This window comes from Streptomyces sp. NBC_01508 (assembly GCF_045040315.1).
GTDB lineage: Bacteria > Actinomycetota > Actinomycetes > Streptomycetales > Streptomycetaceae > Streptomyces.
Map to the genome: position 1 here is coordinate 2719340 of NZ_CP109419.1, position 13594 is coordinate 2732933.

Consider the following 13594-nt stretch of genomic DNA (forward strand, 5'->3'; position numbering starts at 1 on the left):
GATACTTCGCCGCTGTTCGCGGCTCGGCGGCCGTGGATTGTTTGACGCAGCTCACATGCCGGCCTGGGGTGATCTCCGCCATGCTGGGGCCGGACAGGACAGCGGACGGGCAGTCAGAGTCGCAGAGGAGATCCGATCATGGCCGACACGGTGCTGTACGAGGTGGGCGACGGGCTCGCGACCGTCACGATCAACCGGCCCGAGGCCATGAACGCGCTGAACGTAGCGGCCAAGGTCGCCCTGCGGGACGCGCTGCGCACCGCCGCGGACGACCCGGCCGTACGGGCCGTGCTTCTCACCGCCACCGGGCGGGCCTTCTGTGTGGGGCAGGATCTGAAGGAGCATGTCGCCCTGCTGGCGGCCGACGCGGCCGACGGCAACGGCGGGACCATGAGCACCGTGCGGGAGCACTACAACCCCATCGTGCGGGCGCTGACCGAGATGCCGAAGCCGGTCGTCGCCGGGGTCAACGGGGTCGCGGCGGGGGCGGGCCTGGGTTTCGCGCTCGCCTGCGACTACCGCGTCGTCGCCGACACGGCCTCCTTCAACACCTCGTTCGCGGGCGTGGCACTGACGGCCGACTCCGGCGTGTCGTGGACGTTGCCCCGGCTGATCGGGCAGAGCAGGGCGGCCGATCTGCTGATGTTCCCGCGGTCGATCACGGCGCGGCGGGCGGACGAGCTGGGAATCGTCAACAAGCTGGTCCCCGCGGCCGATCTCGCCGCCGAGGCGGCGGCGGTCGCGCGCACCCTCGCGCAGGGCCCCACGCTGGCGTACGCGGCGCTGAAGGAGTCCCTGGCCTACGGCGCCGGCCACTCGCTGGCCGAGACGCTGGAGAAGGAGGGCGAACTCCAGAACCGGGCGGGCGCGTCGCAGGACCACGGCATCGCGGTCCAGGCCTTCCTCGACAAGGCGAAGCCGCGCTACGTGGGCCGCTGACGCGGCTCAGGGGCGCGTGAGCTGTCCGCGGACCACGCATTCGGCCAGGTGGTCGTCGACCAGGCCGCAGGCCTGCATCAGGGCGTACGCCGTCGTCGGGCCGACGAACCGGATGCCGCGCTTCTTGAGCGCCTTGGCCAGCGCGGTGGATTCGTCGGTGACGGCCGGGACGTCGCCGATCGTCCTGGGCACCGGGCGCGTCGCGGCGTCCGGTGCGTACGACCAGATAAGGGCGTCCAGCTCGCCGGCGGACCAGCCGGCCAGCTCGCGTGCGTTGGCGAGCGTGGCGTCGATCTTGGCGCGATTGCGGATGATGCCCTCGTCGGTCAGCAGCCGGGCGGCGTCCGCGTCGGTGAAGGCGGCGACGGCCGGGATACGGAATCCGGCGAAGGCCCGGCGGAAGCCCTCACGGCGGCGCAGGATCGTGATCCAGGAGAGGCCGGACTGGAACGCCTCCAGGCACAGCCGCTCGAAGAGCGCGTCGTCGCCGTGGACGGGGCGGCCCCACTCCTCGTCGTGGTACGTGACGTAGTCCTCGGTCGACAGGCCCCAGGGGCAGCGCAGCTCGCCGTCCGGTCCCGCCACCGCTCCGCCGTCGGTCACCGCTGGTCCTCCTCGCCCGGGTTCTCGAAGAGGTCGGGCCGGCCGACCGCCGTCGCCTGGGCGCCCGCCAGGGTGGACTCCAGCTCGGCGATCCGGGAGTCGCGCTCGGCCAGCTCGGCGCCGAGCCTGGCCAGCACCTCGTCCACGTCCGCCATCCGGTAGCCGCGGGGGGAGACCGGCAGCCGCAGGGCCTCTATGTCGGCCCGGCCCACCGGGCGTGTCGTGGGCAGCGGGTCCACGAGCTGTTCGGGCGCGGTCTCGGGCAGCACCTCGCGGTCACCGCCGCCGACCACCGCGAGGGTGACGGCCGCGACGACCACGACCATCGCGATGAGCAAGAACAAGAACACGAGCTTCTCCCGGGGGCAGCGAAACGTCCGATGCCGATCGTGCCACGCGGGACCGACAGTTAAGGTCGCTGACGACGGAACGGGCGGCGGGAACGGGCGGTGACCAGGGGATGAACGGCGGCACTCTGCGGCTGGGGCGGCGGGAGTTCGACGCGTACGAGCCGGTGATCATGGCCATCGTCAACCGGACGCCGGACTCGTTCTACGACCAGGGCGCGACCTTCCGCGACCGGCCCGCGCTCGACCGGGTGGAGCAGGCGGTGTCCGAGGGCGCCGCCATCATCGACATCGGCGGGGTGAAGGCGGGGCCCGGCGACGAGGTGACGGCGGCGGAGGAGGCGCGCCGCACGGTCGGTTTCGTCGCCGAGGTCCGCAGGCGGTACCCGGACGTGGTGATCAGCGTGGACACCTGGCGGCACGAGGTCGGCGAGGCCGTCTGCGAAGCGGGCGCCGATGTGCTCAACGACGCCTGGGGCGGGGTGGATCCGGCGCTCGCCGAGGTCGCCGCCCGGTACGGCGCGGGGCTGGTCTGCACGCACGCGGGCGGGGCCGAGCCCCGGACCAGGCCGCACCGGATCGCCTATGACGACGTGCTCGCGGACATCCTCCGGGTGACGCTCTCACTGGCCGAGCGGGCCGCGGAACTGGGCGTCCGCCGGGACGGGATCATGATCGATCCGGGGCACGACTTCGGGAAGAACACCCGGCATTCCCTGGAGGCGACCCGCAGGCTGGGTGAGATGGCGGAGACCGGCTGGCCGGTGCTGGTGTCGCTGTCCAACAAGGACTTCGTCGGCGAGACCCTCGACAAGCCGGTGAAGGAGCGGGTGATCGGCACGCTCGCGACGACCGCCGTCTCGGCGTGGCTCGGCGCGCGGATCTACCGCGTGCACGAGGTGGCCGAGACGAAGCAGGTGCTGGACATGGTGGCGTCCATCGCGGGCCACCGGCCCCCGGCGGTGGCCCGCCGGGGACTGGCCTGATCCCAACGACCTTGCGGATGCCGCTACTTGCCGGTCTCCTTGGTCACCAGCGCCACCGCCTCGTCCACGTCGTCCGTGACGTGGAACAGCAGCAGGTCCTTCTCGGACGCCTTGCCCTGCGCGACGACCGTGTCCCGCAGCCAGTCGATGAGCCCGTTCCAGTACGCCGTGCCGAACAGGACGATCGGGAATCGGGTCACCTTGCGCGTCTGGACCAGCGTGAGCGCCTCGAACAGCTCGTCCAGCGTGCCGAGGCCGCCGGGCAGCACGACGAATCCCTGGGCGTATTTGACAAACATCGTTTTTCGGACAAAGAAGTAACGGAAGTTCACGCCGATGTCGACGTGGGGGTTGAGCCCCTGCTCGAAGGGCAGCTCGATGCCGAGTCCCACGGAGACGCCCTTCGCCTCCCGCGCGCCCTTGTTCGCCGCTTCCATCGCGCCGGGTCCGCCGCCGGTGATCACCGCGAAACCGGCCTCGACCAGGGCCTGGCCGATCCGTACGCCCGCCTCGTAGTCCGGCGAGTCGACAGGTGTACGGGCCGAGCCGAAGACGCTGATGGCGCTGGGCAGTTCGGCGAGCGCGCCGAAGCCCTCCACGAACTCCGACTGGATGCGCATGACCCGCCAGGGGTCGGTGTGCACCCACTCGGAGTCACCCTCGGTGTCCAGCAGCCGCTGGTCGGTGGTGCCGGCCTGCACCTGGTCCCGGCGGCGCAGCACCGGCCCGAGACGCTGCGTGTCCGGCTTCCGTGCTTCCTCAGGACTGCCCATGGACTGCTCCCTCCGCTGCTGTGCCAGTTCCCGGCCAGCGTAGATCCATGGAGGTGACAAACGGCGAAATTCCGGCGGTCGGTCCGACGCCCCCGCCGTACCGACCGACCGCCGACCGCACACCGACCGCCTGCCGACCGACCGCCGACTGCTTCCCGACCGCCCCGCCCACACCTCGTCAGGAGGTCAGCCACTCCCGCAGCCGGTTCTCGCAGTGCGTGATCCGCTCGACGGCCACGTGCTCGTCGCGCTTGTGGGCGAGCAGCGCGTCCCCCGGGCCGTAATTGACCGCGGGCACCCCGAGCGCACCGAAGCGCGAGACGTCCGTCCAGCCGAACTTGGGCTGCGCGGTGCCGCCCACGGCCGCCATGAAGGCCGCCGCGGCGGGGTGTGAGAGGCCGGGCAGGGCCGCGCCCGAGTGGTCGTCCACGACGAACTCCCGGATCCCGCAGTCGGCGAACACCGCGCGCACGTGCGCCAGCGCCTCCGCCTCGCCGCGGTCCGGCGCGTAGCGGTAGTTGACCACCACGGTGCACGCGTCGGGGATGACGTTGTTCGCCACGCCTCCCTCGATCGCCACGGCGTTCAGGCCCTCCCGGTACTCCAGTCCGTCGATCACCGGGCGGCGCGGCTCGTACGCGGCGAGGCGGGCCAGGATCGGCGCGGCGGCGTGGATGGCGTTGGACCCCATCCAGCTGCGCGCCGAGTGCGCCCGCTCGCCCTCCGTACGGAGGTGGATCCGCAGCGTCCCCTGGCAGCCGCCCTCGACCTGCGCGTCGGAGGGTTCGAGCAGGACGGCGAAGTCGGCCTCCAGGAGGTCGGGGCGGGCTGCGGCCACGTGCCCGAGGCCGTTGAGGTCGGCGGCGACCTCCTCGTTGTCGTAGAAGACGAAGGTGAGGTCGCGGTTGGGCGCGGGGACGGTCGCGGCGATGCGCAGCTGGACGGCGACGCCCGACTTCATGTCGGTGGTGCCGCACCCCCAGAGGATGCCGTTCTCGTCGAGCCTGGAGGGCACGTTGTCCGCGATGGGGACGGTGTCGATGTGCCCGGCCAGGATGATCCGCTCGGCCCGCCCGAGGTCCGTACGGGCCACGACGTTGTTGCCGTACCGCTCGACGGTGAGGTGCGGCAGGGCGCGCAGGGCCTCCTCGACGGCGTCGGCGAGGGGCTTCTCGTCGCCGCTGACGGACGGGATGTCGACGAGCCGGGCGGTGAGCTCCGGGGCGTCCAGCGTGAGGTCCAGCACAGTTCCAGGCTTTGTTTCGGGCATGGCCAGACCCTACGGCGTGGCCCGTGTCCGGCGGGTGCGGCAGGGGGTGGGCGGGCGGGTCCTGGCCGGGCGCCGGGGCCGGTACGGTGGGCTGCGTGTCCGAGACCGCTTCCCCTCCCCGTCGCGGCCGACTCCTGCGTCTCACGGCCGCGTTCACCGTGCTCCTCGCGGTGGCCGGCTATGTCGCTGTGCGGTACGTGTCCGACGACAGCGGCCCGCCGCGCTGCACGGCGCGGGCCGCCGAGTCGTCGGACGGCGACGTCCCGACGTACGAGATGAGCCCGGAGCAGGCGGCGAACGCCGCCACGATCTCCGCGGTCGGCACCACCCGCGGCATGCCCGAGCGCGCCGTCACGATCGCGCTGGCGACCGCCCTCCAGGAGTCGGCGCTGCGCAACATCGACTACGGCGACCGGGACTCCGTCGGCCTGTTCCAGCAGCGCCCGTCGAAGGGCTGGGGCACGGTCGAGCAGATCCTCGACCCGGTGTACTCGGCGGGGAAGTTCTACGAGGGGCTGGCCGAGGTTCCCGGCTACTCGCGGCTTCCTCTTACGGAGGCGGCCCAGCGCGTCCAGCGCAGCGGGTTCCCGCAGGCGTACGCGAAGCACGAGCCGGACGCGACGCTGCTGTCCGCCGCGCTCACCGGCCGGGCCGCCGCGACGCTCACCTGCACGGGCGGCGGCGACGGCGGACCGGGCGATCCGGCGAAGGTACGGGCCGCGCTGACGCACACCTTCGGGCCCGAGGTGCTGCCGAGCACGAGCACCGCAGGCGCCGATCCGGCGAGCAAGGGCGGCACGGACGGCGGGGACGGCGAGGCGGGCGGGCAGCCGGGCGGCGAGACCGGCGCGAAGGGTCCGGCCGAGGTCGCGGTGCCGGTCGGCGCGTCGGACGGGGCGCGCGGCTGGGAACTCGCCCACTGGGCGGTGGCACGCTCCGCCGATCTGCGGATCACCGAGGTCTCCGTAGGAGACCGGGTGTGGAGCGTCGCGAAGTCCGACGAGGGCTGGCGGAAGACGGGCGGCCAATCGGGTCCGGAGAAAACCGCCGCGAACGACGTTCGAATGCGTATCGCGCAGTAGTACGGCGGGGTAACCCGGACGTGGCGGCCGGGGCATATTCGGGGGGCATTGCGCGGCCCCACCGGGCAGTTGCCCCGCGTGGCGCCAAATCCCCTGCTCCAAAAGCGAAGTGACGGTTTGCCAGATTTCCGCGCCGAGGATCCTTTGACCGTTTTTATCCGTAACCGATAATGCGACGCATTGCCAATTCTTTACTCTTGCACACCGCAACCTCCGGTGCCCTTCGAGGGGTTGTCACTGCGTCCGCTCACTGGACACGACAATTCCCTCTCCCGTCAAAGGAGCATCATGTCCCTCCCCCTGACCCGTCGGATCGCCCGTGCCGCGCTGCTTATCGCGGCGGGCGCAGCCCCCGTGGTCGGTGCGGCCGGCTCCGCCAACGCAGCAGCCCTCCCGCAGGCCACCGACCTCGGCGGCGTTTCCCAGCTGGACGGCGCCGCCCTCGGTGACACGCTGGACAGCGGCGCCCGCCAGGCGACCGGCATCGCGGGCGAGGTCGGCGCCGAGACGGTTCGCACCTCCGTCCCGGCCGCCGGCGAGACCCTCGGCGGCGTCGCCAGGAAGGCGACCCCCGTCGCGCAGCGGGCGGCCGGTGAAGCCGCCGGCGGCGCCGGACAGACCCTCGGCGACGCGGCCACGTCCGTCACCGAGAACGGCCTGCCGACCGAATCCCTCGGGGGTCTGCCGACCGACAAGCTCCCGGTCAACACCCTGCCGCTCGGCTGACCTGAGCCGGCCGGCACGTACGCACATGTGAAGGGGTCCGGGGAGTACGTACTCCCCGCACCCCTTCATGCCGTCGGCCCGCCCGGCCGGCGACGGGACTCAGCCCAGTCGCTTGACCGCGGCCTCCACGCGCTCGTCCGTCGCCGTGAGCGCCACCCGTACAAAACTCGCGCCGGCGGGCCCGTAGAAGTCCCCCGGCGCCACCAGGATGCCCAGCGCCGCCAGGTGCGCCACCGTCTGCCAGCACGGCTCGTCACGCGTCGCCCACAGATACAGGCTCGCCTCACTGTGCTCGATCCGGAAGCCGTGGCCCTCCAGGGCCGCGCGCAGGGCGGTGCGGCGGGCCGCGTACCGCACGCGCTGCTCCGCCACGTGCGTGTCGTCGCCCAGCGCCGCGACGGTCGCCGCCTGCACCGGCGCCGGCGTCATCATGCCGCCGTGCTTGCGGATCTGGAGCAGCTCGCCCAGGACGGCCGCGTCGCCCGCGAGGAAGGCCGCGCGGTAGCCGGCCAGGTTGGAGCGCTTGGAGAGCGAGTGGACGGCCACGACACCCTCGTACGAGCCGCCGCAGACGTCCGGGTGGAGCACCGAGACGGGCTCGGCCTCCCAGCCGAGTTCCAGATAGCACTCGTCGCTGAAGAGGAGCACGCCGTGCGCACGCGCCCAGGCGACGATCCGGGTCAGCTCGGCCTTGTCCAGGACCCGGCCGGTCGGGTTCGACGGCGAGTTGAGCCAGAGCAGCCGCAGGCCCGCCGGGTCGAGTGCGGTCGGGTCTTCGTAGGAGACGGGTTCCGCGCCGCACAGCCGGGCGCCCACCTCGTACGTCGGGTAGGCGAGCCGTGGGTACGCGACCCGGTCACCGGCGCCGAGGCCGAGCTGGGTCGGCAGCCAGGCCACCAACTCCTTGGAGCCGACGACCGGAAGGACGTTGGTGTGCGCGACGTCGCGCGCCCCGAGCCGCCGTTCGACCCAGCCCGTCAGCGCGTCGCGCAGCTCGGCCGTTCCCCACACGGTGGGATAGCCGGGCGAGTTCGCGGCCGCGACCAGGGCCCGCTGGATCAGCTCGGGCACCGGGTCGACCGGGGTCCCGACGGACAGGTCGACGATGCCGTCAGGATGGGCCGCCGCTGTCGCCTTGTAGGGCTCCAGCTTGTCCCAGGGGAAGACCGGAAGGCGTGAGGAGACTGCGGACACGGTGCTCACTTTCTCGACAGTGCTCACTTTTCGGTACGACGGGACAAACGCCTCGGTCCCGTACGGCGGCGTGCCGTACGGGACCGGGGGCGCGCCTGTCAGTCGTTCTGAGGCTGCGGCGGAAGTGCGGCGATGAAGGGGTGATCACGCTCGATCAGACCGAGCTTGGACGCGCCACCGGGGGAACCGAGCTCGTCGAAGAACTCCACGTTCGCCTTGTAGTAGTCCTTCCACTCCTCCGGGGTGTCGTCCTCGTAGAAGATCGCCTCGACCGGGCACACCGGCTCACAGGCGCCACAGTCGACGCATTCGTCCGGGTGGATGTACAAGGACCGGGAGCCCTCGTAGATGCAGTCGACCGGGCACTCTTCGATGCACGCCTTGTCCTTGAGATCCACACAAGGCTGCGCGATGACGTAGGTCACGCTGTCGTTCCTCCTCGATAGGGCGCGGCGGGCCATCTGCGGCTCCGTCCACGGGCGCGCGGGAGCGCGGCGTCGTCGATGCCCGCACCTAGTATCTCCGTTCCTGGGCACGATCCGCACAGGAGGGGCGCACAGAGCAGTGGAATTCACCACCGGCGGACGGCTGGAGGTCCGCATCACCCGCACTGACGTGGGTAAACGCGTGTCGGTACGGCGTCTGACCGGCGCCTTGGACGGCGCGGAGAAGTTCACCGACACGGTCGGCGTTCTCACATCCTGGGACGACGGTGTGGTCCTCGTCACACGACGTACGGGTGAGACCGTGCGGATCCCGGAATCCTCGCTCGTCGCGGGCAAGGTCGTCCCGGCCGCACCGGCCAGACGGCGGGGCGGCCCCGCCGCGTCGTTCCGGGAGCTGGCCCGGGTGGCGGCGCGGGCGTGGCCGCCCGTGGAACGGGAGGCACTCGGCGAGTGGGAACTGCGCGCGTCCGCCGGGTTCACCCGGCGCGCCAACTCGGTGCTGCCGCTGGGCGATCCGGGAATGCCCCTGGACGAGGCGCTGACGCGCGTACGGCGCTGGTACGACCTGCGGAGCCTGCCGGCGTACATCCAGACCGCCACGGGCGCCGAGGGGACGCAGGAGCGGCTCTGCGCCGAACTGGAGGCGCGGGGCTGGCAGCGGGAGGTCACGGCCGAGCTGCGCGTCGGGGCGCTCGCGCCGCTCGCGGACGGCCCACCTGAGACCGGGTCAGCCGCGCGGGTACGCCTCGACCGCGCCTGCGACGAGGCGTGGCTCCGCCGCTACCAGCGCTTCGAGGAACCGGGGCCACACGTGCTGCGGGTGCTGGGCGGCGGGCCGTCCGTGTGGTTCGCGTCGGTGGCGGCCGACGACGGGGTGCCTGCGGCGATTGGCAGGTGTGTCGTCGACGGGCGCTGGGCGGGGTTCATGGCCGTCGAGGTCGATCCCGCGCGGCGGCGGCAGGGGCTGGCGAGCGCGGTGATGCGGGCGCTCGCCCGGCGCGCGCTGGACGAGGGCGCGTCCGCCGCGTGGCTCCAGGTCGAGTCGGACAACGGGGCGGCGGGCGCGCTGTACGACGGCATGGGCTTCGCCACGCACCACCGGTACCACCACTTCCGAGCCGCGTGAGGAGCGACGGACCGGCCATGGAACCTCAACCGTCATCGGCGGACCGGCGGAGCCGGTTCGCCGCCGAGGCCCGCGCCGAGCGGCCCGACGTCGCGCTGCTCTGCCTTCTCATCGGTACGGAGGCGGACTCCGCGCTGGACGAGGCCGGGCTCGACGCGGCGCAGATCGAACTCGACCGGCTCGCCGGGATGCTGCCCTTCGGGCTCACCGGCCCGCACGCCTGGGCCACCGCGCTGGCGGACCTGCTGGGCACCCGCCTCGGCTTCCAGGGAACCCCTGGCGAGTACCAGCGGCTGGAGGCCTCCCTGCTGCACGAGGTCCTGCGGCGCAGGCGCGGGCTGCCGATCCTGCTGTCCGTGCTGTGGACCGAGGTCGCGCGCCGCGCGGGAGCGCCGGTGTACGGGGTGGCCCTGCCCGGCCACTTCGTCGTCGGCCTCGGCGCGCCGGGGGAACCCGACCAGCAGGTCCTGGTCGACCCGTACGCGGGCGGCCGGCTCCTGACGCGGCGGGACACCGAGACGCTGGTCACGGGGGCGACAGGCACCCCTCTGGAGCCGTCGATGCTGAGTTCGGCCGAACCGCTGCACGTCGTGGTGCGGGTCCTGAACAACATCCGCGCGTGGGCGTCGACACGCCCGGAACGCGGCGATGTCGCCCTGTGGGCGGTCGAGTTGAGTCTCCTGCTGCCCTCCCACCCGGCCCGGCTCCGCTACGAACGCGCCCAACTGCTGGTCCGGCGCGGGGATTTCCTGGCGGGGGCAGCGGAGCTGGACGAGTACGCGGAGGTGGTGGCGGCGGTGGAGCCGTCGACGGCGGACGCGATCCGCCACAAGGCGCGGGCGGCCCGCGCGATGCTGAACTGAGGGCGGGCGTGGGCGTGGTCCCACGGGTCCGGCCGGCGGGCCGGGCCGTCCTGTCGTCCTCAAGCGCCGGACGGGCTTCAGCCCGTCCGGCGCCCGGGCGTGGTGTTAGGGCGTGTTTCGAAAGTCCCGCCTGGCCGACGACGCCTGGCACGCCCTAGGCCCTGTCCGGCGGATCTTCGGGGCCCGGGACGCCCGGCACGGCCTCGCTTCGTTGACAGCGTTTTCGAAGGCATCCGAGTACGTCCAGTACGAGCACGATCCTCCGCCTTGCGACGCACCGCACCAGACGCCCCGGGCCGATCCCCGAAGATCCACCGGACAGGACCTAACCCTGCGGGTCGAGGGCGATCTCCGCCGTGCGTTCCGCCGGGGTCTTGCCCAGCAGCGGCTTCTGCATCGCCTGGGCCACATCCGCCGCCGACAGCGGGTGTTCCTTGCCGTCGCCCTTGGTGATCGTCAGGCCGTCGAAGACGCCGTCCAGCAACTGCTCGATCGCCGCCCGGTCGTAGACCTCGACCAGCTTGCCGTCGATCGCCTTCATGGAGAGGATCTGCGGCAGTGACCGGTCGGGGCCGAACTGGATCTGCCGGCCGCCCGCCTTGATCGTGATCAGGCCGGACATCGCCGGCTCGGCGAAGTCCTTCATCGCGCGGTCGAGTTCGGCCTGATCGATCGTCGGTTCGCGGCTGCCGATGGGCAGTTCGACGGTGTTCGTCTCGCCCGTCTCGACATGGGCGCGGTAGGCGTCCTTCACCGAGATCATCGAGCGCTCGACGTCAAGTGTCTTGCCCGCCTTGCCCGGTACGGCGACGGCCTTGCCCGGCTCGAACTTGATCGTGCCGTCGGCCGCCGAGCCCGAGTCGCCCGCGAGGTCGGTGAGCGCGACGCGCAGCTTCTCCTCGTCGACCGGGATCACCGGCTCGGTGACGCGTTCGCCGCCGAAGAGCGAGCCGATCACGGAGACCGGGTTGTAGTCGCTGCCCGCCGCGTTGCGGACGGTGGTCTGGCTGTCGAGGCTGAGCCCCGCCTTGTCGGGCGCCAGCTCCTCCTTCTTGCCGCCGACGGACAGTTGGAGCGGCGCGGTCGAGCGCTTGCCGAGCGCCACGTCGATCTTGTCCACCGCGTCGTCGCGGGTGCCGCCGCCGATGTCCACCCCGAGGACGGTGGTGCCCTTCGGTACGTCGGAGTGGTTCAGGAGCAGTCCGGCGCCGTAGGCGATCACGACCAGCGTGACGACGCCCACGCCGGCGCCCATCAGTTTGGAGCGGCCCTTCTTCTTGGGAGGCGGGCTCGCCGTCCGCGCGGGTGCGGGACCCGAGGCGGGGGCGGGTGTGCCGGACACCGGTCCCGGCGCGCCGGGGAAGTCCGGCGACGAGAAGTCCGGGTTGCCGCCGCCGTGGGACGAGTGCCCCGCGGCCATGGGGCCACCGGCCGACGGGCCGGGCGGCGCGGGCGGTTGGCCGTCCTGGAGCCGTCCCCCGGACAGGTCGGCGCGCGGCACCGGGCCCGTCTGGGAACCGGCGGGCGGGAACGGGGAGCGGCTCTCCGAGGGCACCACCGGGATACCGCTGGTGAGCGTGTCGCCCGAGACATGGGCGCCGGGCGGCCCGCTCGCGGGCTCGGGGGCGGGGGTCTGCGGGGTCAGTATGGCCGTGTCGTCGGACATGCGCGGCCGTCCGCCGCGGTCGTCCCGGCTGTCCCGGTCATCCCGGCTGTCCCGGTCATCCCGGTCGTCGCGGCCGGCCGGTCCCGCGGGGCCGGCCGATGCGCCCAGGTCGGCGCCGGGCGGCAGGTCCAGGAAGGCGAGCGAGGACGTACCTCTCGCGGGGCCCGTGGTCGGTCCGTCGGGCCCGCCGCCGCCGAACGCCGGTGTGGCGCCGCCGGCGGGCGGCATGAAGGCGTTGCCTCCCGGGGCCGGCGGGCGCGGCACGCCCGCGCCGCCCCGGGTGTCCGGTCCGGTGTCGGAGCCGTACGGGAGGTCGGAGCGCCCACCGGTGCCGGGGCCAGGCCCGGGGCCGGGGATCGTCGGCCCCGGAGCCGTCGCGGCGGCTCCCGCGCCCATCGCCCCGCCGAGCGTGCCCCCGGTCGAGGGCTTGCGCGGCGCGAACCAGTCGCTCGTCGGGGGCTTGTCGCCCGCCGGCGCGTCCTCGTCGGCCGCGCCGGTGTCGGGTCCGGCGCCGGAACGCGGCACCCCACCCGTGTCGTCGCCCCGGTCCGGCGGCGCGGCCGGACCCGCCGGCCCGCCCCGTCCGGACGGGCCGCTGTCCGTATCGCTCATGGGCGTACGCATGACGACGGGCGGAATCGGCCGCGAACCCGGGATGTTGATCCGGATACGCGTGGTCAGCGTGGTCTCGGTCTTCGGCTCGTCCGGCTGGGCCGGGGCCTCGGCTGTCTCCTCCGGAGCGTCCTGCTCAGGGTGCGGCGACGGATACTGGCGGGATCCGTACGGCGGTGTCCCCGAGGGGTACGCGGCTCCGCCGCGCCCCTGGGGCCCGGAGGACGAACTGTCAGTTTCACGACTCAAAGCAAGTTCTCCCGGGTTGGCTCCGCCGCCCGTTCTTACTGGTACTCAACCGTTGTGGGTCCCCCAAGCCGGAGGCCAGGGGACGGCCCGGAGCGCGCACCACCATACTGTCCTGCGCCGGACCACACCCGACGACCGGGGGAACCATTCATTCCACCGACCGTACGGACGGGGTCGATTCGGGCCGACGGTTGGCCGACAGATACCGGACGGGCACGTCACTTTCCAAGTCGGCCGGACTCCGCGGCCGGTTGCGGTGACCGCGACATGGTGGCACACATCACAGCCACCAGCGCACCGCCCAGCAGATAGACGACCGGCCCCAGGCCCGCCGCGAAAACACCGTCTCCCTCCGGCCGGCCGAGGCTCAGCACGATGACGGCGATCAGCCAGCCCGCGGCGGGGGCGCCGACGCCGAACGAGGTTCCGGTGGCGGTCCGGCCTCCGTGGAAGAGGCCCGCGGCGGCGAGCAGCGCGAGGATCAGACCGCCGGGGAACCAGCCGCCCTGGACGAGCGCGCCCGCCGTGCCGACCACCGCTCCGAGGACCAGGAGACCGAGGTACGCGGCGATGCGGCCGGGTCTCGGCGGGGACGTGAGCCACGCCCCGGGTTCGCCACGCCGCGCGGCGCCCGCACCCGTGGCACCGCTCGTCACATCACCCGCACGAGTAGCCCCGGTCGCACGGGCACCACCACCCCCCGCACCGCCGG

At 72.9% G+C, this 13594-nt stretch carries 14 protein-coding genes; 6 read left to right on the forward strand and 8 right to left on the reverse strand.

The window, feature by feature from the left end; all coding sequences use genetic code 11:
* The first annotated feature begins 138 nt into the window (after positions 1-138).
* Positions 139-939 (forward strand): enoyl-CoA hydratase/isomerase family protein, encoded by an 801-nt coding sequence (locus OG700_RS12250; protein ID WP_405612731.1) that lies wholly within the window; start codon positions 139-141, stop codon positions 937-939.
* Positions 940-945: 6 nt separating this feature from the next.
* Here OG700_RS12250 and OG700_RS12255 read toward each other — a convergent pair whose 3' ends face one another.
* Both OG700_RS12255 and OG700_RS12260 read right to left on the reverse strand, forming a co-directional pair.
* A complete protein-coding gene (locus OG700_RS12255) occupies positions 946-1542 on the reverse strand; it encodes a DNA-3-methyladenine glycosylase I (protein ID WP_405612734.1) in 597 nt (198 codons plus the stop codon).
* Positions 1539-1892, reverse strand: a complete 354-nt coding sequence (locus OG700_RS12260; protein WP_405612737.1) for a DivIVA domain-containing protein — start codon at positions 1890-1892, stop codon at positions 1539-1541. Before OG700_RS12260 ends, OG700_RS12255 begins: the two co-directional genes overlap by 4 nt.
* Before the next feature lie 110 nt (positions 1893-2002).
* On the opposite strand from OG700_RS12260, the gene folP reads away from it, so the two are divergent.
* Complete coding sequence (gene folP / locus OG700_RS12265) at positions 2003-2875, forward strand: dihydropteroate synthase (RefSeq protein WP_405612739.1); 873 nt, start codon at positions 2003-2005, stop codon at positions 2873-2875.
* A 23-nt stretch (positions 2876-2898) separates the two neighbouring features.
* Here folP and OG700_RS12270 read toward each other — a convergent pair whose 3' ends face one another.
* Positions 2899-3648 (reverse strand): TIGR00730 family Rossman fold protein, encoded by a 750-nt coding sequence (locus OG700_RS12270; protein WP_405612742.1) that lies wholly within the window; start codon positions 3646-3648, stop codon positions 2899-2901.
* Positions 3649-3826: 178 nt separating this feature from the next.
* Positions 3827-4918 (reverse strand): succinyl-diaminopimelate desuccinylase, encoded by a 1092-nt coding sequence (gene dapE / locus OG700_RS12275; RefSeq protein WP_405612744.1) that lies wholly within the window; start codon positions 4916-4918, stop codon positions 3827-3829.
* A 95-nt stretch (positions 4919-5013) separates the two neighbouring features.
* On the opposite strand from dapE, the gene OG700_RS12280 reads away from it, so the two are divergent.
* Both OG700_RS12280 and OG700_RS12285 read left to right on the forward strand, forming a co-directional pair.
* Positions 5014-6000, forward strand: coding sequence for a hypothetical protein (locus tag OG700_RS12280; protein WP_405612747.1), 987 nt, complete (start codon positions 5014-5016; stop codon positions 5998-6000).
* Between the two features lie 288 nt (positions 6001-6288).
* Complete coding sequence (locus OG700_RS12285; RefSeq protein ID WP_405612749.1) at positions 6289-6726, forward strand: ATP-binding protein; 438 nt, start codon at positions 6289-6291, stop codon at positions 6724-6726.
* Between the two features lie 99 nt (positions 6727-6825).
* On the opposite strand, the gene OG700_RS12290 is transcribed toward OG700_RS12285, so the two are convergent.
* Together OG700_RS12290 and fdxA are read right to left on the reverse strand one after the other, a co-directional pair.
* The gene (locus OG700_RS12290) at positions 6826-7920 is read right to left on the reverse strand and encodes a bifunctional succinyldiaminopimelate transaminase/glutamate-prephenate aminotransferase (protein WP_405621639.1); all 1095 of its coding nucleotides are present in this window, start codon (positions 7918-7920) and stop codon (positions 6826-6828) included.
* A 98-nt stretch (positions 7921-8018) separates the two neighbouring features.
* Positions 8019-8345, reverse strand: a complete 327-nt coding sequence (gene fdxA / locus OG700_RS12295) for a ferredoxin (RefSeq protein WP_189111520.1) — start codon at positions 8343-8345, stop codon at positions 8019-8021.
* A gap of 139 nt (positions 8346-8484) precedes the next feature.
* Between fdxA and OG700_RS12300 the strand changes: the two genes are divergently transcribed.
* Together OG700_RS12300 and OG700_RS12305 are read left to right on the forward strand one after the other, a co-directional pair.
* Positions 8485-9492, forward strand: coding sequence for a GNAT family N-acetyltransferase (locus tag OG700_RS12300; protein ID WP_405612752.1), 1008 nt, complete (start codon positions 8485-8487; stop codon positions 9490-9492).
* 17 nt (positions 9493-9509) lie between these two features.
* Complete coding sequence (locus OG700_RS12305) at positions 9510-10355, forward strand: tetratricopeptide repeat protein (RefSeq protein ID WP_405612755.1); 846 nt, start codon at positions 9510-9512, stop codon at positions 10353-10355.
* 325 nt (positions 10356-10680) lie between these two features.
* On the opposite strand, the gene OG700_RS12310 is transcribed toward OG700_RS12305, so the two are convergent.
* Entirely contained in the window at positions 10681-12882 is a 2202-nt protein-coding gene (locus OG700_RS12310) for a hypothetical protein (RefSeq protein ID WP_405612758.1), read from the reverse strand.
* A 218-nt stretch (positions 12883-13100) separates the two neighbouring features.
* Positions 13101-13538, reverse strand: coding sequence for a DUF6113 family protein (locus OG700_RS12315; protein WP_405621641.1), 438 nt, complete (start codon positions 13536-13538; stop codon positions 13101-13103).
* Positions 13539-13594 lie beyond the last annotated feature (56 nt).

Excerpts from the sequence above, each read along its gene's own strand:
- OG700_RS12250 (WP_405612731.1), top strand. The coding sequence starts at position 139 with ATGGCCGACACGGTGCTGTACGAGGTGGGCGACGGGCTCGCGACCGTC.
- folP (WP_405612739.1), top strand. The coding sequence starts at position 2,003 with ATGAACGGCGGCACTCTGCGGCTGGGGCGGCGGGAGTTCGACGCGTAC.
- OG700_RS12270 (WP_405612742.1), bottom strand. The coding sequence starts at position 3,648 with ATGGGCAGTCCTGAGGAAGCACGGAAGCCGGACACGCAGCGTCTCGGG.
- dapE (WP_405612744.1), bottom strand. The coding sequence starts at position 4,918 with ATGCCCGAAACAAAGCCTGGAACTGTGCTGGACCTCACGCTGGACGCC.
- OG700_RS12285 (WP_405612749.1), top strand. The coding sequence starts at position 6,289 with ATGTCCCTCCCCCTGACCCGTCGGATCGCCCGTGCCGCGCTGCTTATC.
- OG700_RS12305 (WP_405612755.1), top strand. The coding sequence starts at position 9,510 with ATGGAACCTCAACCGTCATCGGCGGACCGGCGGAGCCGGTTCGCCGCC.